Here is a 21,231-nt window from a genome sequence, read left to right as displayed (position 1 = left end):
AGGTGTGTCCGATGAAGCCGGTCGACGCGGGTCGGGCTGCGGCGGCGGACGACGGCGCGCAGCTGCTCCGGGCCCTGCTCACGACCCTGCCGGCCGGCGCCGAGGACGCGCTCGACGACCTTCGCCGCGCGGTCGTCGAGGTGCTCGGCAGCGAGGTGACCGTCGACGTCGACGCGGGCTCGCCCCCTCCGGCGGGCCGCGGCGTCCAGGTCGGGAGGGTCGCGGTGCGGTGGGCCCGGGAGTGCCCGCGGGTCCCCGAGGACGTCGGTGCGCTGATCGGCCAGGGCTGCGCGTGGGCGACGCTGGTCCTCGAGCGGGCCGACGCCCTGCGCACCGTCGACGACGCGGCCGGGGAGACGGTCATCGTCACCGAGGTGGTCGAGCGGCTGCTCTCCGTCCACGACGTCGACCAGCTCCTGCTGAGCATCGCGACCCGGACCCTCGGACTCCTGGACGCCGACATCTGCGGGGTGCTGCTGCGCGAGGGCGACGAGGTGGCCATGCGGTCGTGCGTCGGCCACCGCGTCATCGACACCGCGCGACTGCGGATGCGGCGGGGGATGGGGGTGGCCGGCCTCGTGTTCGAGACCGGGCAGCCGGCCAAGGTCGACCGCTACGTCGAGGACCGGACCATCAGCCGTGACTTCGTCGGACTCGCCGAACGCGAGCAGACGGAGTCGGCGCTCGCCGTGCCGTTGCAGCTCCCGGGGGAGTTCCTCGGCGTGCTGGAGGTCTGGCGCCGGCGGCCCTCGGTGTTCACCGAGCAGGACGTGCGTCGGATGGTCACGCTCGCCAACTTCGCGACGATCGCCCTGCGCAGTGCCCGTCTGCACGACGAACAGGTCCGAGCCAACGCCGATCTCGCGAAGGCGCACGCCGCACTCAAGCACCAGGTCGGCGTGCTCGGACAGACCGCCGAGCTGCAGCACGCCCTGCTCACGACGGTGCTCGACGGGGGCGGCCTCTCGGCGCTCGCCCGGCGCGTGGCGTCGCAGCTCCACTGCCGGGTCGGCATCTACGACGCCGGCGGGGGCCTGCTGGCGGGGCACGGGGATCCGCTGCCCGACTGCCTCCCCGCACGCTACGGGCGGGGACGGGCGCTGCGACGGGCCGCGGGTCTACCGCCCACCGCCCGCCTCCAGCCGGTGTACGCCGATGGCGACGAGGTCGGCTGCGTGTGCCTGCTGCCGTGCGACGACGAGCCCGCGGGGGAGGAGATGCTCGACGCCGTCGTCGGCCAGGTCGCGATGGCGTGCTCGTTGTCGCTGCTGCGCGAGCGGGCCGCGAGCCGCGCCCGCCACGAGGCGTTGAGCGAGGTCCTCTGGGATCTCGTGCAGGGACCACCCGAGCACCGTGTGGCCGCGCGGGCGCGGGCCCAGCAGATGGGGGTGTCCCTGGGCCCGGGGATGCGCGTGCTGCACGGGCACCTCGAGAACGTCGAGGAGCTCGCGACCGAGCACGGGTGGGACACATCGCGGACCGGGCGGCTGCGGCGCGACGTCGTGCGGGCCCTGCGCGACCGTGACGAGGGGCCCCGACTCGCCCTGGCGGGCCTCCGCGGTGACCTCGTCGTCGCGGTCGCCGACGGGCTGGACTCCACCACGGCCAAACAGGTGGTCCAGCAGATCGCCGACTCCGCGCGGCGCGAGGCCCCGGACCTGCGGTCGTCGTGGGGGGTGAGCCGCCCGCACGACGACGTCGAGGCGCTGCCCGCGGCGTTCAACGAGGCGAGGACCGCGCTCTCCGCGTCCCACCGCCTCGGGGGCAGCACCATCTCGCTGTACGAGGAGCTCGGCGTCGTGCGCCTGCTCCTCGGCTCCGGGTCCGATCCCGACCTGCAGACGTTCATCGACGACGTCACCGGACCCCTCGTGGCCTACGACCGCGAGAACGACGGCGCGCTGGTGCGCACCCTGCGCGCGTTCTTCGACGCGGACTGCTCCCAGCGCGTGGCGGCCGAGAAGCTGTTCGTCCACCACAAGACGCTGCGCTACCGGCTCGAGCGGATCAAGCAGCTGACCGGCCTCGACCTCTCCCGCCACGACGACCGCATGCGCGCGGACATGGCCCTGCGCCTCCTGCAGCTCAACACCGACGGGAGCTGACCGGGCTCAGCGGATGTGGGAGATCGCCGCGTCGACGATGCCCTCGGTGTCCCCGGCGGGACGCGGGATGATGTGCGAGGCGTACAGCTCGCCCACCGAGGCGGCCGCGACCTTGCCGGCGTCGACCGCGGCGGTCACCGCGCCGACGTCCCCGCGCACGAGGACGGAGACCTGGCCGTTGCGCAGGGTCCGGTAGCCCTCCACCGCGACGTTGGCCGCCTTGACCATGGCGTCGGCGGCCTCGATGGCGCCGACGAGTCCGCGCGTCTCGATCATGCCGAGCGCACCGGCGTGTCCGGGCTGGGTCACGGGGTCCTCCCACGTCGTCGCGGTCCGGCGTCCAGCCTCCGCCGGCGCCGGGTCCGTGCGCCATCGCCGGCGCGGACAGCGGGGGGCCGATGTCTTGTCCCGGGGGATAGTCGCTCAGCGAGCCCCCTGGGCCCGCGCCGTCCCGACGGCCCGGCGGGTGGCGATGACCGCCCGATCGCGTTCGGCGACGAGGTCGGCGAACGACCGCGCCCCGGCTTCCTCGGCGGTGCCCTCCACCATCGCGTCGCGGAGCTCGTCGGTGAGCTCGGGCGCCTCCAGCCGGGTCCACGGCGCGAGCAGCGAGGGGCCGAAGTGGTCGAGCATGTGCGCCATGCCGCCCTCGCCGCCGGCGAGGTGGAACGTCAGGCACGGTCCGTGGATCGGCCAGCGCAGCCCGGGACCCTCGGTGATGGACGCGTCGATCTGCTCGACGGTGGCGTCGCCGTTCGCGACCATGTGCAGTGCCTCGCGCCAGAGCGCCTCCTGCAGCCGATTGGCGACGAAGCCGGGGACCTCGCGGTCCATCGCGATCACCGACTTGCCGATCGACCGGTAGAAGTCCGCGGCGCGGGTCACGACGTCGGGGGCGGTCGCCGCGCCGCCGACCACCTCGACCAGCGGGATCAGGTACGGCGGGTTGAAGGGGTGCCCGACGACGAGGCGGCTCGGGTCCCGCGCCTCGGTGGCCATGTCCGACATCGGGAACCCCGAGGTGGAGGACGCGACCACCACGTCGTCCGCGGTGGCGTCGACGAGGTCGGCGAGCAGGCGGCGCTTGAGGTCGAGGTCCTCGGGCGCGCTCTCCTGGACGTACACCGCCCCTGCGCAGGCCTCGGCCAACGATCCCGCGACCCGCAGCCGTGACCGGTCGGCGCCCTCGTCGAGCCCCAGCTCGGTCAGCGCGGGCCAGGCGGCGTCGACGACCCGACGCAGGCGGGCCTCGGCGTCGGGGGCGGGGTCCCAGGTGACGACGTCGAAGCCGCGGGCGAGGAAGTACGCGGCCCAGCCGCCGCCGATGACGCCGGCGCCGATGCACGCGACCCTCACCGGGTGACCAGCCCGAAGATCTCGCGGGCTTGGTCGGGCGTCGCGACCTCGGCGCCCAGGGACTCGACGATCGTGACCGCGCGGTCGACGAGCTGGGCGTTCGTCGCCTTGACCCCGCGGGCGAGGTACAGGTTGTCCTCGAGCCCGACGCGGGCGTGCCCGCCGAGCAGCACCGACTGCGCCACCCACGGCAGCTGGTCGCGGCCGAGGGCGAACGACGTGAACTGCGCGTCGGCGGGCAGCAGGTTGACCATCGCCTGCAGGATCCCGACGTCGGCGGGCGCGCCGTAGGGGACCCCCATGCACAGCTGGACCAGCGCGGGGTCGTCGATGAGCCCTTCGGCGTGCATCACCTTCGCGAACCACAGCTGGCCGGTGTCGAACACCTCCAGCTCGGGCTTCACGCCGAGCTCCTGGAACCGCTTCGCGCCCTCGCGCAGCATCGCGGTGGTGGAGACGTAGAGGGCCTGGCCGTCGCCGAAGTTGTAGGAGCCGCAGTCGAGCGTGGCGATGTCGGGCCGGAGCTCCTCGACGTGCGGCATCCGGTCGTGCTGGCTGACCAGGTCGGTGCCGTCGACGGGCTTGAGGGGGTCCTCGTCGTCGACGACGAGGTCGCCGCCCATCCCGGCGGTGAGGTTGAGGACCACGTCGACGTCGCTGGCCCGGATGAGCCCCGCGGCCTCCCGGTAGAGGGCGACGTCGCGGGACCGGATCCCGGTCTCGGGATGGCGGACGTGCACGTGCACGACCGCTGCGCCGGCCCGCGCGGCGGCGATCACGTCGTCGGCGATCTGCTGGGGCGTGACGGGCACGTGCGGGCTCTTGCCGACGCTGTCGGCGGCGCCGGTCAGGGCCGCGGTGATCACGACGCGGCGGTTCATGGGTCGCACGGGAGGTCCTTCCTGGGGCTGCGGTCGACGAGGTTGTGGTCGACGAGGCTGTGGTGGACGAACTCGTGGAGGGCGGCGCGCATGTCCGCGGTGGTGGACGCGCCGGTCATCACGCCGACCCCGAGGCCGTCCACGAGCGCGGTGAGCTGGCGCGCCCGCAGCGCCTGGTCGCCGGTACGGAACACCCCGGTCCCGGCGCCGGCCTCCAGGGTCATGAGCACGGTGCGGAACCAGCGGTCCTGGCCGCGGGCGTAGAGGTCGCGGCGGGCCGGGTCGACCACGGCCTCGCTCCACACCTGCATCCAGATGGACCACTCGGGCTCGAGTACCGGGCCCTCGGGCATCTGCAGCTCGAGCAGCCGCAGCAACCGCCGGTGGGGATCGGCGATGGCGGCCAGCGTCCTCGCCTGGCGGTCGTGGGCCAGCTCGACGTTGTGGCGCAGGGCCTGGTCGAGCAGGGCGTCCTTGTCGTCGAAGTGGTAGTGGACGGCCGCGCTGCTGGTGCCGGCGGCCTCGGCCACGTCGGCGATCCGCACGCGGTGGTACCCGCGGGTCGCGATCAGCGTCCAGGCGGCGTCGAGGATGCGCTTGCGGGCGTCGTCGGGCTCGGGGCGCGGGGCCTCGATGAGGTCGGTCGCCGCGGTGACCGGCGCGTCTCCCTCGCCGCGCAGCAGCCACGCCAGCTCGACGCCCGCGAGCTCGGCGACCGCGACCAGCTCGTCGGTGGTGAAGCGCCGTCGTCCGGCGAGCGACTTCGACAGCTTGGTCTCGTCGATCCCGATCGCGGCCGCCACCCCACGGCGGGTGCGGCCCGACGCGTCGACCGCGCGACGCACCCGGTCACGCACCTCGTCCTCGGCCACGACGGGACCGTAGGCGCGACCATGCCCTGATCGCAAGACTGACTGTCGGATCAGCCAAGTTCGCCTCGATCTTGCGATGGCGGAGTTGCCGCTCGGCGAGCCCGGTCGACGAGGTGCGTGAGCTCGCCACGCGAATCGCTGTATCCGGTCACCGAATTGATCGTCATGCTGACGTCAGAAGCCCGGCGACACCCTCGGGGAGAGACGACATGGCGCAGCTGACGGCCGACGAGCCGCCCCAGGCCCCAGGGACCGGATCCCGCGCGCCGACGCCGCCACCGACCGCGGCGCGCCGCGACGAAGCGACGGTCGCCGGGCGGTCGGCGATGGCACGTTTCGCCGACCGGGTGCCGGACCTCCTCGCCGGCTACCTCGCGTTCGTCGCGACCTTCTGCGCCCTCACGGCGATCGTGCCGCCGCTGCGCGCCCCGCTGGAGTGGCTGCGGATCGCGATCGAGGTCGTGTCGGTCGACGCGCCGCCGAGCCTCGCCATCGCGACCTTCCTGGGCATCCTCGCCTCCGCCGTGCGCCGGCGGATGCGCGTGGCGTGGTGGTTCGCCGTGGTCTACGTCGTGCTGGGCCGCGTGCTGGGCGGTGTCCAGTTCACGATCGACACCGACGCGCCCGACCCGGTCACCCTCGTCGTCGGGGGCACGGGGACGTGGCTGCGGCTGGTGTTCGGCGTCGCGGCGCTCGCGATCCTGCTCGTCGCCCGTCGGCGGTTCACCGCGCGGACGCAGCACCACAGCGGGTGGCGCGCGCTGGGCACCTACCTCGCCGTCGTCGTCGTCGGCACACTGCTCGGCTGGGGCCTGCTGGCGCTGTTCCCGGGCACGCTGAGCAGCACCGCCGACCGGCTCGGGTGGGCCGTCACCTACGTGCTCGGCGGTCTCGGCGACCCCGGGGCGGTGGGCGTCGACGGCGCCGGACCGCGGGCGGTCACGTTCCTGTGCGGGCTGTTCGGCGCCCTCGCGGTGCTGGCCGCGGCGTACGTGCTGTTCCGGCCCCGGCCCGACCGCCGCCATCTCGACCCCACGGACGAGCAGCGGCTGCGGGTGCTGCTCGACCAGTACGGCGACGACGACTCGCTGGGCTACTTCGCCACCCGCCGCGACAAGGCCGCCGTGTTCTCGAGGACGGGCAAGTCCGCGGTGACCTTCCGCGTCGTCTCCGGCGTCAGCCTCGCCAGTGGCGACCCGATCGGCGATCCGGAGGCGTGGCCGGGGGCGATCGAGGCCTGGCTCGACGAGGCGCGCCGGTACGGCTGGCTGCCGGCGGCGATGGGCGCGAGCGAGCGCGGTGCCCGCGCCTACGCGGCCGCGGGGCTGAACGTCGTCGAGCTGGGGGACGAGGCGGTCCTCGACGTCCGGGAGTTCTCGATGGAGGGCCGGTCGATGCGGGTGGTCCGCCAGGCCGTCAGCCGGGTGGAGCGGACGGGCCACACCGCGCGGGTCCGGCGGCACGCCGACCTCTCCCCGGACGAGATGAAGGAGGTCGTCGAGCGCGCCGACGCCTGGCGCGACACCGACGCCGAGCGCGGCTTCTCGATGGCGCTGTCCCGCCTGGGCGATCCCGCCGACGGGCAGTGCGTGCTGGTCGAGTGCTTCGACGGTGCCGGGGAGCTGCGCGCGCTGCTGTCGTTCGTGCCGTGGGGCCGTCACGGCCTGTCCCTGGACCTCATGCGCCGCGACCGCACCGCCGAGAACGGCCTGACCGAGTTCATGGTCGCCTCCCTCGTCGAGCAGGCGCGCACCCTCGGGGTGGACCGCCTGTCGCTCAACTTCGCGATGTTCCGCGCCGCGTTCGAGCAGGGCGAGCGGATCGGGGCCGGCCCGATCGTGCGGCTGTGGCGACGCCTGCTCGTGGTGGGGTCGCGCTGGTGGCAGCTCGAGTCGCTGTACCGTGCGAACGCCAAGTACCAGCCGATCTGGACGCCGCGCTACCTGTGCTACCGCGCCGCCCGCGACCTCCCGCGGCTCGGTCTGGCCGCCGCGGCCGCGGAGGGCTTCCTCACCACCCCGAGCCTGCGGACCCTGCAACGCCGTGGCCTCGCCGCGGAGGGCGGCCCGGCCGTCGTCCTTACCCCACCGTCGCCGGTCGAGGCGGAGGATCCCGTCGCGGCGACGCTCGCGGCCCGCCGAGCCCGCCTGCCCGAGCAGGTCCGCGTGCGGCACGCGAAGTACGACCGGATGCTGGCCGACGGCGTCGACCCCTACCCCGTGGGCCACCCGCGCACCGCGAGCCTCGCGGACGTCCGGGCCCGGTCCGGGCACCTCGCGGCGGACGCGGCGACCGGCGAGCGCGTGTCGGTGACCGGCCGGGTCGTGCGCGTCCGCGACTTCGGCGGGCTGTGCTTCGCCGTGCTGCAGGAGGGCGACACGCAGCTGCAGGTGATGCTCACGGCCGCCCACCTCGGCCGCGAGGGCGTGCGCGACTGGGCGCGGCAGGTCGACCTCGGCGACCACGTGGGCGTCACCGGCGAGGTCGGGACGTCCCGCCGTGGGGAGCTGTCCGTGCTGGCCACCGCCTGGTCGATCACCGCGAAGTGCCTGCGCCCCCTGCCCGACAAGCGCCGCGGCCTGGCCGACCCCGAGGCCCGGGTCCGGCAGCGCTACCTCGACCTGGTGGTCAACAGCGGGGCCCGGCGCATGCTGCGGCAACGGTCGGACGCCGTGCACGCGGTCCGGGAGTCCCTCACGGCCCGGGGCTACCTCGAGGTCGAGACCCCGATGCTGCAGCCCGTGCACGGCGGAGCCAACGCGCGGCCGTTCACCACCCACATCAACGCCTACGACATGCGCCTCTACCTGCGCATCGCCCCCGAGCTGTACCTCAAACGACTGATGGTCGGGGGCGCGGAGAAGGTGTTCGAGCTCAACCGCAACTTCCGCAACGAGGGCGCGGACGCCACCCACAACCCCGAGTTCACCATGCTCGAGGCGTACGAGGCCTACGGCGACTACGACACCATGCAGACGATGGTGCAGGACATGATCCAGCAGGCCGCCCGCGCCGCGCTGGGCGGCACCGTCGTCGTCCACCAGGGCCGCGAGTACGACCTCGGCGGCACCTGGCGCGCGACGACCGTCAACGCGGCCATCTCGGACGCCCTCGGCGAGGAGATCACCGCCGACACCACCATCGAGGAGCTGCGCCGCCACTGCGACCGCGTCGACGTCCCCTACGACCCGAACTGGGGCCGCGGGGCCGTCGTCCTGGAGCTCTACGAGCACCTCGTCGAGGACCACACCCTCGAGCCGACCTTCTACCGCGACTTCCCGACCGACGTGTCCCCCCTGACCCGGCAGCACCGCGACGACCCGCGGCTGGCCGAGCGTTGGGACCTGGTCTGCTTCGGCGCCGAGATCGGGACCGCCTACTCCGAGCTGGTCGACCCCGTCGAGCAGCGCAAGCGGCTCACCGAGCAGTCGCTCCTGGCGGCCGGCGGGGATGCCGAGGCGATGGAGCTCGACGAGGACTTCCTGCTCGCCCTCGAGTACGCCATGCCGCCGTCCGGCGGGCTGGGAATGGGCGTCGACCGCATGGTCATGATGCTGACCGGCAGCACGATCCGCGAGAGCCTGCTGTTCCCGATCGTCCGGCCCGGGCGCTGAACGGCGGCGCTCACACACCACCGCAGAGGGTGAGGTCGCCGCGCACGGCCAGCGGCGTCAGGCCATCGCCTGCCGGACCTCGTGGGTGTCGTTGATCGATTCGAAGGCCACGACCCGGCCGGCGGTCAGACGGAAGACGTGCGCGAAGCGCGAGGTCATCGACCGGGACGTGGTCCGGTGAACGCCGTCGAACCGGCCGAGCACGATCACGGCCGAACCCGCGTCGAAGATCTCGCTCGGTGTCGGGAGGAACGTCTGCCAGTCCTCGCCGAGGCGAACGAACACGTTCATGAGCACGGCGTCGGGCCCGACGTGGGTGCCGGCGTAGGCGCTGCCCGCGGCCTCGGTCCACGCGACCTGCGGATCGAGGACCGCGAGGACGGAGGGGATGTCGCCGCGGGCGAACGCGCGGTAGGCGTCCTGGACGATCGCGACATCGCTGCTCTGCTGGGTGGGATTCATGGCGGGTTCCGCCTCTCGTGCGCGGTCGTGAACGCGTCCGCGTTCCGGTGCCGCTCAGTGCAGCGGGAGACGGGGACGGGCGACATGCGGGATGTCCGCCACCGCAGTCCCGTCGGTCGTGGGTACCGCGGACACCCAGACGGCGATCTGCTCGCGGGTCCCGACGCCGAGCTTGGAGCGCAGGTTCTCGCCGTGTCGCTCGGCGGTCCGCTCGCTGATCCCCAGGCGTCGGCCGATCTGCCGGTTGGTGAGCCCGGTGGCGATGAGGCGCGCCACCTCGAGCTCGCGGGGCGTGACGCCGACGGGCGGCACGTCGTCGGCGAGCGCGGCCCGCGCCGAGACCTCGGCGCTTGCGCAGTGGGCGCGCAGGTAGGCGTTGCGGCGCGACCCGGCGCGCTCCCGCGATGCGTCGGCGGTCGCGAGCAGCTCCAGCGCCTCGCCACCCGCACCCCGGGAGGCGGCGACGCACGCCGCTCCGTCGAGGCAGTCCGGCAGCGAACGGTGGTCGTCGATCGCGGTGAACGTCTCGGCACCCGCGCGGAAGCGGCGGTCGGCCTCGTCGAGGTCTCCGTCGAGGAACGCGAACCACCCCAGGAAGTAGCCCGCCTTGGCCACACCCCACGGAGTCGGCCGTGCCAGGGTCGCGTTCTCCTCGAGCAGGGCCCGCGCCTCGCCCGATCGGCCCTGCGCCCACCGGACCAGCCCGAGCCCGCAGGTCGCACGGAGCAGCGGCATCCAGGCGCCCACCTCACGCGCCACCTCCAGCCCGCGCTCGACGAGCGCCGCCACCTCGTCGACGTTCCCCGCGGCGAAGTGCGCGATGCCCAGGCTCCCCGCGCACCACGCCCACGCGCCGCCGTCACCGAGCTGGTCGGCGAGGGTCGCGGCGTCGTGCAGGGTGGTCCGCGCGCCGTCGAGGTCGTCCTGCCAGAGCAATAGCAGGCCGAGCGACTGCAGCGCCATCAGCCGCGCGGCGGGCTCGTCCCTGGCCTCCGCACGGGCGAGGAGCCGCTCGAGTCGGTCGCGGCCCTCGCCGAGGAAACCCCTCATGTCCCAGACGTAGTAGAGGTCGGCCGCCAGGTGCAGCCCGCTCGCGGTGTCGTCGGGCGGACAGCGGTCGAGCACGAGCCGGAGGTCGTCGAGCGCCGCTTCGCCGGCGTCGATCCGGGCCGTCTCGTCCGGACCCGCGCACGTCCCGACGGCCGCGGCCACGGTCCGGCACCAGTCGGCGTGCCGCCGCCGCACGGCCTCGTCGCCGGCTCGCCGCGGCATCGCGGCCGAGTACCGCCGCAAGGTCTCGAGCAGTCGGTAGCGCACGGTCGGGCCGGCCGGGAGGACGTCGAGCAGGGAGTGCTCGACGAGCGTGACGAGTGCAGGCCCGACGTCGCGGTCGGCCTCCCCGCAGACCTGCTGCGCCGCCGGCGCCGTCCACGTCCCGGCGAACACCGACAGCCGCCGGAACACGGTCGCCGACCACTCGTCGAGCAGGGCGACACTCCACGCCACGGCGGTGTCGAGGCTGTCGTGGCGCGGCGGGGAGCCTCGCCGTGGCGGGCCAGGGCTCCGGACGCTCGCGGCCGTCCGGACGAGCACCTCGGCGAGGCCGAGCGCCGGCACCTGGGCGGCCGCCAGCTCGAGGGCCAGCGGCAACCCGTCGAGCGCTCTACAGATCGCCGCCACCAGGCGGTCGTCCGCAGGCGAGAACGTCACCTCGGGCTGTGCCGCGCGGAGCCGCGCGACGAACAAGGCGGTGCTCGGGTGCGCGGCGATGTCGTCCGGTCCGGGGTCGTCCGGTGGCACCGGCAGCGGACGCAGGGGAAGCAGCGACTCGCCGGGGAGGCGGAGCGGGCACCGGCTCGTCGCGAGCACCCGCAGCCGCGCGCACCGGGCGAGCAGCTCCCCGACCGCGTCCACCGCATCGAGCACGTGCTCGACGTTGTCGAGCACGACGAACTCGTCGCGGTCGCGCAGGTGGACGTCCAGCGTGGCGAGCAGCGGTCGGGCCCCGGCCTCCCGCAGCCCGAGTGCCCGGGCCACCGTCGGGAGCACCAGTGCGGCGTCCGAGACCGGAGCGAGATCCACGAACACCGCGTCGTCGACGGCGGAGGCGACCTCGACGGCGAGCCGCGTCTTGCCGCAGCCACCCGGGCCCACGACCGTGAGCAGTCGCGTCCCCTCCACGACGGCGCGCGCGCCGGCCATCTCGCGCTCGCGTCCGAGCAAGGGAGTCAGCGGCGACGGCACCGGCGCCCTGCCCGTGTGCATCTCCGCACCGTAGCCACGGTCCGACATCACGGACAGCGCCTCGGGGCGGTGCCGAGGTACGGACCGGAGCCCGGTCCTACCGCCACGGGTCGGTGATCTCGCGCAGGTCGGCGAGGATGCGACGAAGCTGTGCCATCCGGCGGGCCCCGAGGTGGGCCTCCCACTCCGCCTCCACCCGGGCGACCACCGCGCGCGACGCCTCCACCCCGCGGTGGCCGCGCTCCGCGATGCGGATGAGCCGCGCCCGCCCGTCGTCCGGGTCCGGCGCGCGGTACACGTAGCCCAGTCGCTCCAGCTGGTCGACCAGGAAGCCTGCGCTCTGCTTGGTGATCCCGGCCTGCCGGGCGAGGTCGCCGAGCCGGCTCCCGGTCGACGCGATGCGCTGGAACACGCGCGCCTGGGACGGCGTGATGTCCTCGAAGCCGGCCGCGGCCAGCTCCTCGAACACCCGTGCCTCCATCGCCCGGTACGGCAGGAACAGCAACAGGCCGGTGTTGAGCTCCTCGGTCACGTTGACGAGCCTAGGGCATTGGTCAGACAATCTGACTTTGTTGGTCAGTCTATCTGACGAGGTCACCCATGGACGTCGACGAGAAGTGGCGCACGATCGCCGAGCAGCGGACCGCTCTGGCCGAGGTCCTGGCGGGTCTGTCGCCCGGCGACCTCGATCGGCCCTCGCTGTGCGCGCACTGGAGAGTGCGCGACGTGGCCGCGCACGTCGCGCTGACGCCCTGCTCGCCCGGCCTGCCCGGCATCCTCGCTGCGGCCGTGCGCGCCCGCGGGGACTTCGACGAGGTCAACCGTGCGATGGCGGTGGCCCACGCGGAGCGGCTCGGGGCGGGCCTGGCCGATGAGCTCCGGGCGGTCGCGCTCAGCCGGCGTCGGCCGGTGATCACCACGGTGGACAACCTGCTGTTCGACACCATCGTGCACCTCCAGGACGTCGCCGTGCCCCTCGGTCTGGAGGTCGAGGCGCCGCGCGACGGCGCCCGCGAGGGCGCCGACCGCGTGTGGCGGATGGGCTGGCCGTTCTGGGCCCGGCGCCGGATGCGCGGACTGCGGCTCGTCGCCACCGACACCGACTGGGTGCGGGGAGCAGGCGAGCCGGTGCACGGCTCGATCCGCGACCTGCTGCTGCTGCTCACCGGGCGCACCGACGTCGCACTGCCGCGTCTGCACGGTGCGGGCGTGCGGCGCCTGACCTCACCGGGGTAGGTGGCAACCGGGGCAGGGGCGAGGGGCGCCCCGCCGCTCAGGACCCCCAGGTCCGCAGCCACACGGTGTGGGGCGAGCGGCGCAGCTCGGCGAGCGCCTCCTCGGGGATCGGGGCCTCGGTGTCGGTGAGGACGTAGCCGCGCTCGCCGCGTGTCGACAGCGCCTGGCTGACGACGTTCACCCCGCTGTCGAGCAGGAGCTGGTTGATGCCGGCGAGCACGCCCGGAGAGTTCGTGTGGAGGTAGCCCATGCGGAAGGTGGTCGGCGCCGCGGGCAGGGCCACCTCCGGGAGGTTGACCGACAGCGCCGTGACACCGGTGCCCACGTACTGCAGCAGCTTCGTGGAGACGAAGCCCCCGATCTCCTCCTGCGCCTCCTGGGTGGAGCCACCGACATGCGGGGTCAGGATCACGTTGTCGAGCCCGCGCAGCGGCGACTCGAACGTGTCGCCCTGCGCCTTGGGCTCGATCGGGAAGACGTCGATGGCGGCGCCGGCGAGGTGGCCGGACAGGATGTTCTCCCGCAGCGACTCGTCGTCGATCACCATGCCGCGCGAGGCGTTGATGAAGATCGAGCGCGGCTTCATCAAGGCGAACTGCTCCGCGCCGAAGAGCCCGGCGTTCCCGGGACGGCCGTCGACGTGCAGGCTCACGACGTCGGCCTCGGCCAGCAGCTGCTCGAGCGTCTCGACCTTGCGGGCGTTGCCGTGCGCCAGGCGGTCGGCGGTGTCGTAGAAGATCACGCGCAGGCCGACGGCCTCGGCGATGTTGGACAGCTGGGTGCCGATGTTGCCGTAGCCGACGATGCCGAGGGTCCGTCCGCGGAACTCGTGGCTGCCGCGGGCCGACTTGTCCCAGATGCCCTCGTGCATCCGCTGCGTCTTCTCCGGCAGCCGCCGGACCAGCGCGATGATCTCGCCGAGCACCAGCTCGACGACACTGCGGGTGTTCGAGAACGGCGCGTTGAACACCGCGACCCCGCGTTCGGCCGCGGCGGCGAGGTCGACCTGGTTGGTGCCGATGCAGAAGCACCCCACCGCGAGGAGGTCCTTGCCGGCCTCGAGCACCTCGGGCGTGATCGTGGTGTTCGACCGGATCCCCAGCAGGGAGACCCCCGCGAGCGCGTCGGCGAGCTCGGGCCCGCTCATCGAGGCCGAACGCGCGTCCACCTCGAGGCCCTCGGCACGGAGCGCCTCGGCGGCCACCGGATGGATGTTCTCCAGGAGCAGGGCTTTCACGCCGGGCAGCGTAGGCGCTCGGCGGCGTCTACATGTGGGCGGCGACCTCGCCCATCTCCGACCAACCGACGCCGGCGGGCAGTTCCTGGTACACGATCGTCGGGACGCGCGAGACGACCGAGGGCAACCACCCGAAGAACCACTGCGCGTGCGCCGAGCCGACATGCGCCTCGCCCGCGGCCTGGTCGGCGTAGTTCGCCAGGACGACGAACTCGTTCTGCGCCTCGACGCTCTCGTAGCACGTGAAGTGCAGGTTCCCGGGCTCCTCACGGACCTGCGCGCTGTAGCGCGTGACGCCCTCGAGGAAGTCGTCGCGCTTGTCCGCACGGACGTCGATGCTGATCACGATGAAGATCACGGCGCAGCCTCCCGTCGGGATCGGCCGAGCGTAGCGCCGCCGCCCCCGACACCGGGTCAGGCAGCCAGGTGGAACGTGCTCGCGAACCGGTCGAGGAGGTCACCGCGCCCGCGCAGCACCTCGACCACGCCCGTGGCGATCGCACGGTCCGGGGCCAGCTCACCGGAGATGAGCCGGTGGATGCCCGGGCCGGTGGCGAAGGCGAGATCGGCGGGCCCGCTCTCCCGCGCCACGTCGAGGGTCGGGCCGGCCACCCGGATGAGCAGCTCGTCGGGGCCGAGGCGCGCCCCGTAGACGGTCGAGGGCAGCTCCGCGGCCACCTGCGGCCGGAAGGCTGTGCGCAGCGACATCGTGATCGAGTCCGGGGTGACGATCTGCTCGTCGCGCGGATCATCCAGGGCCTTGAACCCCCACGCCCCGAGCGCGAGCACGACCGGCTCGAGCTCGTGGCCGTAGGGGGTCAGCTCGTAGACGATGACGCGCGAGCGCGGCGCCCGGCGCAGGATGCCGGCTTCCTGCAGCTCCTTGAGCCGCGCGGCCAGGACGTTGGTCGGGATGCGGGGCAGACCGGCGGCGAGCTCGCCGTAGCGGCGCGGTCCGACGAGCAGGTCGCGGACGATGAGCAGCGCCCAGCGTTCGCCCACGAGCTCCAGCGCGCGGGTGATGCCGCAGTACTGCCCGTACTCGCGGGGCGCCACGGGCCTCAGCCCTGCTGGCTCGCGACGGCCTCCGGACCCTGCTCCGCGGCCGACGGGTCCATCCAGCCGAACTCGAGGACGTTGCCGTCGGGGTCGGTGAGCTGTCGCTGGTACATGAAGCCGTGGTCGGCGGCGGGGCGGGCCTCGGATCCGCCCGTGGCGAGGCCGTTCGCGACGGTCGTGTCGACCGCCTCCCGGCTGTCGAGGAAGATCGCGGTCGCCGCCGACGGGTTCACCGCCGGGTCGCCGATCGGCAGGTCGGTGAAGGTCTGGAAGAACTCGCGCGTCAGCAGCATCACGGCGCTGTGGTCCTGCTCGACGACGACGCAGGCCGCGTTGTGGTCGGTGAACAGCGGATTGATGGTGAATCCGAGCGCGGAGTAGAAGGTCTTCGCGCGCTCCAGGTCGGTCACCGGCAGGTTCACGAACATCGCGGTCATGGTGGGTCGCCTCTCGTCGGTCCGATGCGGCGCTCACACTTGTGAAAAACAAGTGCGCCGTCAAGGGCCCGGGTCGAGGCGGAGGCCCACCCGGGCGTCACCGGGCGTTCGACGCGCCCTCGAGAGCTCCGTAGACCCCCGCCCCGGCTGCACACGGCAGAGCGACCGGCGTGGCCCCGCTCGCGGCGCAGGCCGCGAGCTCGGGGCCGACGAGGTCGACGGGCCCGGCCTCGCCCGGGTCGGCGGGCATGGAGGTGCCCTGGGACTCGACGTTCGGTCCGGAGCAGGGCGCGGAGGACTGGGGGTCGCACGGGTCGGCCGAGGCCACGCCGGCGCTGAGCGGCAGCGCGGACAGACCGAGAGCCGTCACCCCCAGCAGGAAGCGTGCGGCGAGACGCGTGCGGTGTGTCGTGGTCATGGGGCTCCTCGCGTCGGCGCCGCGTCAGGAGATCCGCGGCGGGGCGGCGAACCCTGACAGACCGGGTGCTGCGAGGGAAATGCGGCGATCCCGGGGGGCCACGCTGCGTACACGCACCTCAAGGGGCGTGTGACCTGCGGGAACGGTCGCCTCCCTGGCCGACGGCACGGCCGACGAGCGACTGGGGACACGACACCGGCGACGAATCCGACCCCTCGCAGCCACGGCGCAACCCGAAGGAGCGACACCGAGGGGTGCCGCGGGGAGCGCGCCGCGCGATTCTGTTCCCCCTCGCTGACGTCCGGATCATCCTTTCCCTGGAACGCTGTAGCCCGACCGGCGCGGTGACGTCGCGCCCCCGAGGGAAAGGACTCCGCGATGGCCGAGGTCAAGGTCGAGCACGAGGTGACGCTGTCGCGCGAGGAGGTCGCGGACTGGCTCGCGGACCTCGCCGACGCCATCCGCGAGGGTGGGTCGGCCGAGCTGTCGCTCTCGGGGCCGGTGCTCACCCTCCCGCTGGCCGACGACATCGACGTCGAGATCGAGGTGGAGGTCGACGGCGACGAGGTCGAGCTGGAGCTGGAGCTGTCCTGGTCGACCCGTCGCGCGGGGAAGAAGGACGAGGACAAGGACGAGGACAAGGACGACGACGAGGACGAGGACGACGCCGCCGGGGAGGAGGACGACGAGCCCGCCGCGGCCACCACGCCGACCTCATCCGCCGCCGGCACCGAGGGCGCGGGCGCCGAGGTGACGGCGCCGGCCAAGGCGGCCGCACCCGCGAAGGCCAGGACGACGAAGGCCGCCCCGAAGACCCCGGGCAAGGCGCCCGCGAGGAGCGGGAAGCCGGCGGCTCCGGCGTCCCCCGCCTCTCCCGCGTCCGACGGCGGCTGAGCCGGGCGTCAGGCCGATGGGGTGATGTTCACGAGCCAGTGGACGCCGTAGCGGTCGGTGCAGGCGCCGAACACGTCGCCCCACATCTGCTTCTCGAGCGGGGTCTCGACGGTGCCGTCCGCGGAGAGCTTGTCCCAGTAGGCGCGCAGCGTCGGGTCGTCGTCGCCGGACAGCGAGATCGTCACGTCGTTGCCGCGGCGGCGGCTCTCCCCGGGCGGCATGTCCGAGACCATGAGGGTGATGCCGTGGTCGGTCTCGAGCTGGCCGTGCATGACCTTGTTCGCGTCCGGGCCCTCCATGCCCATCTGGGCGAAGGTCATGACCTGGGTGGTGCCGCCGAGCACGTCGGCGTAGAAGGCGATGGCGTCGGACGCCTCGCCGTCGAAGTGCAGGTAAGGGTTGAGGGTGACGCCCATGAGGTGCTCCGGAGGTTCGACGCGGGCCCCGACGGGCGTGAAACCTAGACCCGGCCGGGGCCCCGGGGAACCGCCTGACGGGCGCTTCCCCCTCAGGTCACGACGAGACGAACCAGCCGGCTGCCGCGAACGGTCCGCCGCCGCCGTCAGTGAGGGCCCGCAGCCCGTCCTCGAACGCCGCGAAGCGCTCCGGGCCGACCGCCGTGGCCCCCTCCGACCGGAGCCGCTCGAGGATCTCGCCGGAGAGCGCGAGCAGCTCCCGCCCGCGCGGGGTGAGCACGACGAGGCGGCGACGCGCGTCGGCGGGGTCGTCGGCGCGCTCGACGTAGCCGCGCCCGGCGAGGACGTCCACGGTCCGGCCCGCGGCCTGCTTGGTGACGCCGAGCCGCGCCGCGAGCTCGGAGCCCGTCACCGGTCCGGGCGCGATCGCCTGCAGCGCGAAGCCGTGCCCGGGCCGGACGTCCGGATGCCCGCGTCGTGCGAGCTCCGCGTGCATCGCGTCGACCAGGTCGCGGAACGCGCCCAGCAGGCGCAGCGCGAGCTCGCCTCCGGACATGGGGCTGGACGATCCCGTCAACAATGTTTACCTTTTTGGTCAATCATGTTGACGAGTCTAGAGGGAGGACCCCGTGGACACGGTGATCCGGCGGGCCGACGCCCGGCGCACGACCACGCCGAACGCGACCATGACGACCTTCGCGTCGCCGACGCAGGGGGCGAGCCGCCAGGCGTTGTGGCGGGTGGAGATGGCGCCCGGTGCGGCCGGCCCCGACCACGTGATGGCGGGCGAGCAGATTTGGACGGTCGTCGGCGGCGCCGCGCGGGTCGAGGTGGCGGGCGAGGTCGTGGCGCTCGCCGCGGGGGACACGCTCGTGCTCCCGGCCGGCCTCCCGCGGCGCGTCCACGCGGACGCCGAGCGCGGACTCGAGGCCGTGGTGACCGGGCCGGGCGACGACACGGCCTCCGGGCCCGGCCGCGACCCGGTGGTGCCGCCCTGGATCGCCTGACGGCTACGAGCGCCCGCCCCACGGGCGTCGGCGACCCGGCCGGTCGGACGGCGCGGGCGGGAGATCGCGATCGGCGCGCAGCCGGGGGTCGTGCTCGGCGGACCTGCGACACCGCTCGACCACCGTCAGTGCGACGGAGAGGATCGTCAGAACGAGCAGGATGCCCAGCAGGACGAGGATCAGGGTGCCCACACCGTCAGGGTGCCTGGCTGCCCGCCGTCGTGTCGGGGCGGTGGGTCCCGAAGCTCCAGACGTTGTCCTCGCCGTCGACGGCGGCGTACTCGCGCGAGCCGTAGTCCTGGTCGGTCAGACCCATGATGACCTCCGCGCCGGCGGCGACGGCGCGGTCGTGGTGGGCGTCGACCTCGTCCACGGCCACGTAGATCACCGCCCGCCCGGTGGCGAAGCGGTCGCCCTCGCGGCGCGGACCGATCATGACGGCGCCGCCGCCCTGCACGAGCTCGGCGTGCTGGACGGCGCCGGCGTCGTCGCGGTGGGCCGCGGCGACGGTGAAGCCGAACGCGTCGCGCAGCAGGGCGATCGCTGCCTCGGGATCCTGGTAGCGCAGGGTGGGGTAGACGCTCATGACGGAGACGGTAGGACCGCGGCGCCCGCCCGGTCTTGGACGTCCGGGAACCCGTGACGCCATTCCTCGACGTAGCGGGTCGGCGTGACGCCCGCGAGGTCGCGGAACTCGCGGACGAGGTGCGAGTGGTCGGCGAACCCGCAGGCCGCGGCGACGTCGGCGACGCGGGCGGCCGACGGCTCCGTCGCGCCGTGCGCTCCGGGGACGAGCAGTCGCGCCGCCTCCCGGAACCGCAGCACGCGCCCGGCGGTCGTGGGGGCGAGCCCGACCTGGTCGCGGAAGCGGGTGAGCAGGTGCCGCCGGCTCCAGCCGGTCTCGTCGGCGAGGGTCGAGACGGCCACGCGCCCGCGCGCCCGGCACAGCCGGGTCCAGGCGTGGGTCACCTCGGGGTCGGGACGGGCGGGCGAGTCGGCGACGAGGCCGGCGAGCGCGTCGTCGACGAGCGCGAGCCGGTCGGCCCAGGACGGCGCGTGCGCCAGCCGGTCCGGCAGGGCGGCGAGGGTCGGCGCGTCGAGGGCGTCGAGCGGCACGATCCGGTTCGTCAGCGCGGACGTCGGTCGTCCGAGCAGGCGCAGCACACCGAGCGGGGTCAGGTCGACCTGGATGCCCTGCTGGTGGCCGGCGAACGCGGTGACGACGGCACCGTCGTGCATCCCCGCCAGGAACGCGGCGTGCCGGGAGTCGCCGCCGGGGCCGGTCATCTCGAGGGGATCCGCCCAGGCGAGGATCAGCGTGCAGGCGCCGTGCGGCGCTTCCCGCCGCCGCAGCGGCGCGGGCGCCGCGACCTCGTCGTAGGGCTCGTAGCGCCGGACGACGTCCGCGAGCACCCGATGTGGGCGCGGCGCCGTGACGGTCACGTTGGCAGCCTGCCAAAAGCGGCGCGGAACGGATACCGTCCGGCCCGTGACGGTGGGCAACGGGACGGGTACGGGGCGCGGCACCCGCGTGGTGGTCGTGGGCGCGGGCTTCGGCGGCATCGCGGCCGCGATCGAGCTGCGCGAGCGCGGGGTCGCCGAGGTGGTGATCCTCGACAGCGCGCCCGAGGTCGGCGGCACCTGGTACTACAACAGCTACCCGGGCGCGGCCTGCGACGTCCCGAGCCACCTGTACTCGTTCTCGTTCGCCCAGCGCAGCGACTGGTCGCGGCTGTGCTCCCCGCAGCCGGAGATCCTCGAGTACCTGCAGGGCGTCGCCAAGGAGTACGGCCTCGACGAGGTGTTCGTGCCCTCGGTCCGCGTCGCGACCGTCCGGCTCGACGAGCCCACCATGACCTGGACCGTCGAGGCCGAGGACGGCCGTCGCTGGGAGGCCGACGCGGTCGTGCTCGCGACCGGCCAGCTGAACACCCCGGCGATCCCGGCGATCCCCGGTGCCGACGACTTCGCGGGCCCGCAGATGCACTCGGCGCGCTGGGACCACGACGTCGACCTCCACGGCAAGCGCGTCGCCGTCGTCGGTACGGGGGCGAGTGCGGTGCAGTTCGTCCCGGCCATCGCCCCCGAGGTCGGGAAGATGACCGTCTTCCAGCGCAGCGGCAACTGGTTCTTCCCGCGCAAGAACCGGTACTACCCGCCGGCGCTGCGGGAGGTCTTCCGCCGCGTGCCGGGGGTGATGCGCACCCGGCGCTTCTTCCTCAAGGGCTACCTCGAGTCGCTGACACTGATGATCCGGCACCCGAAGACGGTCGGGCGGCTCGGGCGCGTGTACTCGACGCTGTTCATGCGCCGTCAGCTGCGCGACCCGGAGGTCCGCCGCAAGGCGTGGCCGGACTACACCTTCGGCTGCAAGCGCATCCTGTTCAGCTCCCACTACCTGCCGGCGCTGGAGCGCGACAACGTCGAGCTCGTCACCGACCGGGTCACCGGCATCGAGGCCGACGGCGTGCGGACCGAGGACGGACGCCACCACCCCGCCGACGTCCTGATCTGGGGTACGGGCTTCAGGACCACCGAGTTCATGTTCCCGATGGACGTCGTGGGCCGCGACGGGCGGACGCTGCAGGAGGAGTGGGGCGACGGCGCGCACGCCCACCTGGGGATGACCGTGCCGGGCTTCCCGTCGCTGTTCGTGCTCTACGGACCCAACACGAACACCTCGGGGGGCTCGATCATCGTGTTCCTGGAGGCCCAGGTCGCCTACGTGCGCCAGGCCCTCGAGGAGACGGCGCGGCGCCGGGCCGCGGCGCTGGAGGTGCGCCGCGACGTCGAGCAGGCCTCCGACCGCGAGCTCCAGGAGGCGTTCGAGGGCACCGCGTGGACGCAGTGCGACTCCTGGTACCGCGACGAGTCCGGCCGCATCGTCGCGAACTGGCCGCGCTACATGGAGCAGTACGTCCGCGCGGTGTCGCGCCTCGATCCCACCGAGTACGACTTCCTCACCGCGCAGCGGTAGTTGTCCACAGGTTCTG

The 21,231-nt window shown here is 73.7% G+C and carries 23 protein-coding genes; 6 read left to right on the top strand and 17 right to left on the bottom strand.

The window, feature by feature from the left end:
* The first annotated feature begins 11 nt into the window (after window positions 1-11).
* Window positions 12-2,105, top strand: a complete 2,094-nt coding sequence (locus tag WCD41_RS10090; protein ID WP_337713260.1) for a helix-turn-helix domain-containing protein — start codon at window positions 12-14, stop codon at window positions 2,103-2,105.
* A gap of 6 nt (window positions 2,106-2,111) precedes the next feature.
* On the opposite strand, the gene WCD41_RS10085 is transcribed toward WCD41_RS10090, so the two are convergent.
* The 4 genes from WCD41_RS10085 to WCD41_RS10070 form a co-directional block, all read right to left on the bottom strand.
* Complete coding sequence (locus tag WCD41_RS10085) at window positions 2,112-2,414, bottom strand: BMC domain-containing protein (protein ID WP_337713259.1); 303 nt, start codon at window positions 2,412-2,414, stop codon at window positions 2,112-2,114.
* Between the two features lie 114 nt (window positions 2,415-2,528).
* Window positions 2,529-3,461, bottom strand: a complete 933-nt coding sequence (locus tag WCD41_RS10080; RefSeq protein ID WP_337713258.1) for a 3-hydroxyacyl-CoA dehydrogenase NAD-binding domain-containing protein — start codon at window positions 3,459-3,461, stop codon at window positions 2,529-2,531.
* Complete coding sequence (locus WCD41_RS10075) at window positions 3,458-4,342, bottom strand: beta-keto acid cleavage family enzyme (protein WP_337713361.1); 885 nt, start codon at window positions 4,340-4,342, stop codon at window positions 3,458-3,460. Before WCD41_RS10075 ends, WCD41_RS10080 begins: the two co-directional genes overlap by 4 nt.
* Entirely contained in the window at window positions 4,339-5,214 is an 876-nt protein-coding gene (locus WCD41_RS10070) for a TetR/AcrR family transcriptional regulator (RefSeq protein ID WP_337713257.1), read from the bottom strand. The genes WCD41_RS10075 and WCD41_RS10070 overlap by 4 nt, the downstream gene beginning before the upstream one ends.
* Before the next feature lie 209 nt (window positions 5,215-5,423).
* Here WCD41_RS10070 and lysX point away from each other — a divergent pair, with 209 nt between their 5' ends.
* On the top strand, window positions 5,424-8,828 hold the full coding sequence (lysX, locus tag WCD41_RS10065) for a bifunctional lysylphosphatidylglycerol synthetase/lysine--tRNA ligase LysX (protein WP_337713256.1): 3,405 nt from the start codon (window positions 5,424-5,426) through the stop codon (window positions 8,826-8,828).
* Between the two features lie 57 nt (window positions 8,829-8,885).
* Here the strand turns inward: lysX and WCD41_RS10060 are convergent, their stop codons facing one another.
* From WCD41_RS10060 to WCD41_RS10050, 3 genes are all read right to left on the bottom strand, one after another.
* The gene (locus tag WCD41_RS10060; protein ID WP_337713255.1) at window positions 8,886-9,290 is read right to left on the bottom strand and encodes a nuclear transport factor 2 family protein; all 405 of its coding nucleotides are present in this window, start codon (window positions 9,288-9,290) and stop codon (window positions 8,886-8,888) included.
* Between the two features lie 54 nt (window positions 9,291-9,344).
* Entirely contained in the window at window positions 9,345-11,555 is a 2,211-nt protein-coding gene (locus WCD41_RS10055) for a LuxR C-terminal-related transcriptional regulator (protein WP_337713254.1), read from the bottom strand.
* Window positions 11,556-11,631: 76 nt separating this feature from the next.
* Window positions 11,632-12,066: a MarR family winged helix-turn-helix transcriptional regulator gene (locus WCD41_RS10050; protein WP_337713253.1), complete on the bottom strand. Its 435-nt coding sequence runs from the start codon at window positions 12,064-12,066 to the stop codon at window positions 11,632-11,634.
* 68 nt (window positions 12,067-12,134) lie between these two features.
* Here WCD41_RS10050 and WCD41_RS10045 point away from each other — a divergent pair, with 68 nt between their 5' ends.
* A complete protein-coding gene (locus WCD41_RS10045) occupies window positions 12,135-12,770 on the top strand; it encodes a maleylpyruvate isomerase family mycothiol-dependent enzyme (protein ID WP_337713252.1) in 636 nt (211 codons plus the stop codon).
* Between the two features lie 37 nt (window positions 12,771-12,807).
* On the opposite strand, the gene serA is transcribed toward WCD41_RS10045, so the two are convergent.
* The 5 genes from serA to WCD41_RS10020 form a co-directional block, all read right to left on the bottom strand.
* On the bottom strand, window positions 12,808-14,007 hold the full coding sequence (gene serA / locus WCD41_RS10040) for a phosphoglycerate dehydrogenase (RefSeq protein WP_337713251.1): 1,200 nt from the start codon (window positions 14,005-14,007) through the stop codon (window positions 12,808-12,810).
* 28 nt (window positions 14,008-14,035) lie between these two features.
* Window positions 14,036-14,365 carry a putative quinol monooxygenase gene (locus WCD41_RS10035; RefSeq protein WP_337713250.1) on the bottom strand — a complete coding sequence of 110 codons (330 nt, stop codon included), beginning with the start codon at window positions 14,363-14,365 and terminating at the stop codon, window positions 14,036-14,038.
* A gap of 56 nt (window positions 14,366-14,421) precedes the next feature.
* Window positions 14,422-15,063: a winged helix-turn-helix transcriptional regulator gene (locus WCD41_RS10030; protein WP_337713249.1), complete on the bottom strand. Its 642-nt coding sequence runs from the start codon at window positions 15,061-15,063 to the stop codon at window positions 14,422-14,424.
* 5 nt (window positions 15,064-15,068) lie between these two features.
* Window positions 15,069-15,503, bottom strand: a complete 435-nt coding sequence (locus WCD41_RS10025; RefSeq protein ID WP_337713248.1) for a VOC family protein — start codon at window positions 15,501-15,503, stop codon at window positions 15,069-15,071.
* A 97-nt stretch (window positions 15,504-15,600) separates the two neighbouring features.
* On the bottom strand, window positions 15,601-15,921 hold the full coding sequence (locus tag WCD41_RS10020) for a hypothetical protein (protein ID WP_337713247.1): 321 nt from the start codon (window positions 15,919-15,921) through the stop codon (window positions 15,601-15,603).
* 378 nt (window positions 15,922-16,299) lie between these two features.
* Between WCD41_RS10020 and WCD41_RS10015 the strand changes: the two genes are divergently transcribed.
* Window positions 16,300-16,815 (top strand): amphi-Trp domain-containing protein, encoded by a 516-nt coding sequence (locus WCD41_RS10015; protein ID WP_337713246.1) that lies wholly within the window; start codon window positions 16,300-16,302, stop codon window positions 16,813-16,815.
* Between the two features lie 8 nt (window positions 16,816-16,823).
* Here the strand turns inward: WCD41_RS10015 and WCD41_RS10010 are convergent, their stop codons facing one another.
* The gene (locus WCD41_RS10010; RefSeq protein WP_337713245.1) at window positions 16,824-17,231 is read right to left on the bottom strand and encodes a VOC family protein; all 408 of its coding nucleotides are present in this window, start codon (window positions 17,229-17,231) and stop codon (window positions 16,824-16,826) included.
* Window positions 17,232-17,328: 97 nt separating this feature from the next.
* Entirely contained in the window at window positions 17,329-17,787 is a 459-nt protein-coding gene (locus tag WCD41_RS10005; RefSeq protein WP_337713244.1) for a MarR family winged helix-turn-helix transcriptional regulator, read from the bottom strand.
* A 73-nt stretch (window positions 17,788-17,860) separates the two neighbouring features.
* On the opposite strand from WCD41_RS10005, the gene WCD41_RS10000 reads away from it, so the two are divergent.
* Window positions 17,861-18,238, top strand: coding sequence for a cupin domain-containing protein (locus WCD41_RS10000; RefSeq protein ID WP_337713243.1), 378 nt, complete (start codon window positions 17,861-17,863; stop codon window positions 18,236-18,238).
* Window positions 18,239-18,241: 3 nt separating this feature from the next.
* On the opposite strand, the gene WCD41_RS09995 is transcribed toward WCD41_RS10000, so the two are convergent.
* Genes WCD41_RS09995 through WCD41_RS09985 form a run of 3 tightly spaced genes read right to left on the bottom strand, consistent with a single transcriptional unit; the run spans window position 18,242 to window position 19,681 of the window.
* Window positions 18,242-18,430, bottom strand: a complete 189-nt coding sequence (locus WCD41_RS09995) for a hypothetical protein (protein WP_337713241.1) — start codon at window positions 18,428-18,430, stop codon at window positions 18,242-18,244.
* Window positions 18,431-18,434: 4 nt separating this feature from the next.
* Window positions 18,435-18,824 (bottom strand): VOC family protein, encoded by a 390-nt coding sequence (locus WCD41_RS09990; protein ID WP_337713240.1) that lies wholly within the window; start codon window positions 18,822-18,824, stop codon window positions 18,435-18,437.
* The gene (locus WCD41_RS09985) at window positions 18,821-19,681 is read right to left on the bottom strand and encodes a helix-turn-helix domain-containing protein (RefSeq protein WP_337713239.1); all 861 of its coding nucleotides are present in this window, start codon (window positions 19,679-19,681) and stop codon (window positions 18,821-18,823) included. Before WCD41_RS09985 ends, WCD41_RS09990 begins: the two co-directional genes overlap by 4 nt.
* A gap of 46 nt (window positions 19,682-19,727) precedes the next feature.
* Between WCD41_RS09985 and WCD41_RS09980 the strand changes: the two genes are divergently transcribed.
* Entirely contained in the window at window positions 19,728-21,215 is a 1,488-nt protein-coding gene (locus tag WCD41_RS09980; RefSeq protein ID WP_337713238.1) for a flavin-containing monooxygenase, read from the top strand.
* Window positions 21,216-21,231 lie beyond the last annotated feature (16 nt).

The sequence above is a fragment of the Actinomycetospora aeridis genome, from assembly GCF_037400275.1.
Lineage (GTDB): Bacteria > Actinomycetota > Actinomycetes > Mycobacteriales > Pseudonocardiaceae > Actinomycetospora > Actinomycetospora aeridis.
Note: the sequence above shows the minus strand (reverse complement) of the source record. Positions and strands in the feature narration are given on the sequence as shown.

Excerpts from the sequence above, each read along its gene's own strand:
- WCD41_RS10090 (WP_337713260.1), top strand. The coding sequence starts at position 12 with ATGAAGCCGGTCGACGCGGGTCGGGCTGCGGCGGCGGACGACGGCGCG.
- WCD41_RS10010 (WP_337713245.1), bottom strand. The coding sequence starts at position 17,231 with ATGGGCGTCACCCTCAACCCTTACCTGCACTTCGACGGCGAGGCGTCC.
- WCD41_RS10045 (WP_337713252.1), top strand. The coding sequence starts at position 12,135 with ATGGACGTCGACGAGAAGTGGCGCACGATCGCCGAGCAGCGGACCGCT.
- WCD41_RS10025 (WP_337713248.1), bottom strand. The coding sequence starts at position 15,503 with ATGACCGCGATGTTCGTGAACCTGCCGGTGACCGACCTGGAGCGCGCG.
- WCD41_RS10020 (WP_337713247.1), bottom strand. The coding sequence starts at position 15,921 with ATGACCACGACACACCGCACGCGTCTCGCCGCACGCTTCCTGCTGGGG.
- lysX (WP_337713256.1), top strand. The coding sequence starts at position 5,424 with ATGGCGCAGCTGACGGCCGACGAGCCGCCCCAGGCCCCAGGGACCGGA.
- WCD41_RS09990 (WP_337713240.1), bottom strand. The coding sequence starts at position 18,824 with ATGAGCGTCTACCCCACCCTGCGCTACCAGGATCCCGAGGCAGCGATC.
- WCD41_RS10005 (WP_337713244.1), bottom strand. The coding sequence starts at position 17,787 with ATGTCCGGAGGCGAGCTCGCGCTGCGCCTGCTGGGCGCGTTCCGCGAC.
- WCD41_RS10015 (WP_337713246.1), top strand. The coding sequence starts at position 16,300 with ATGGCCGAGGTCAAGGTCGAGCACGAGGTGACGCTGTCGCGCGAGGAG.
- WCD41_RS10075 (WP_337713361.1), bottom strand. The coding sequence starts at position 4,342 with ATGAACCGCCGCGTCGTGATCACCGCGGCCCTGACCGGCGCCGCCGAC.
- WCD41_RS10060 (WP_337713255.1), bottom strand. The coding sequence starts at position 9,290 with ATGAATCCCACCCAGCAGAGCAGCGATGTCGCGATCGTCCAGGACGCC.
- WCD41_RS10055 (WP_337713254.1), bottom strand. The coding sequence starts at position 11,555 with ATGCACACGGGCAGGGCGCCGGTGCCGTCGCCGCTGACTCCCTTGCTC.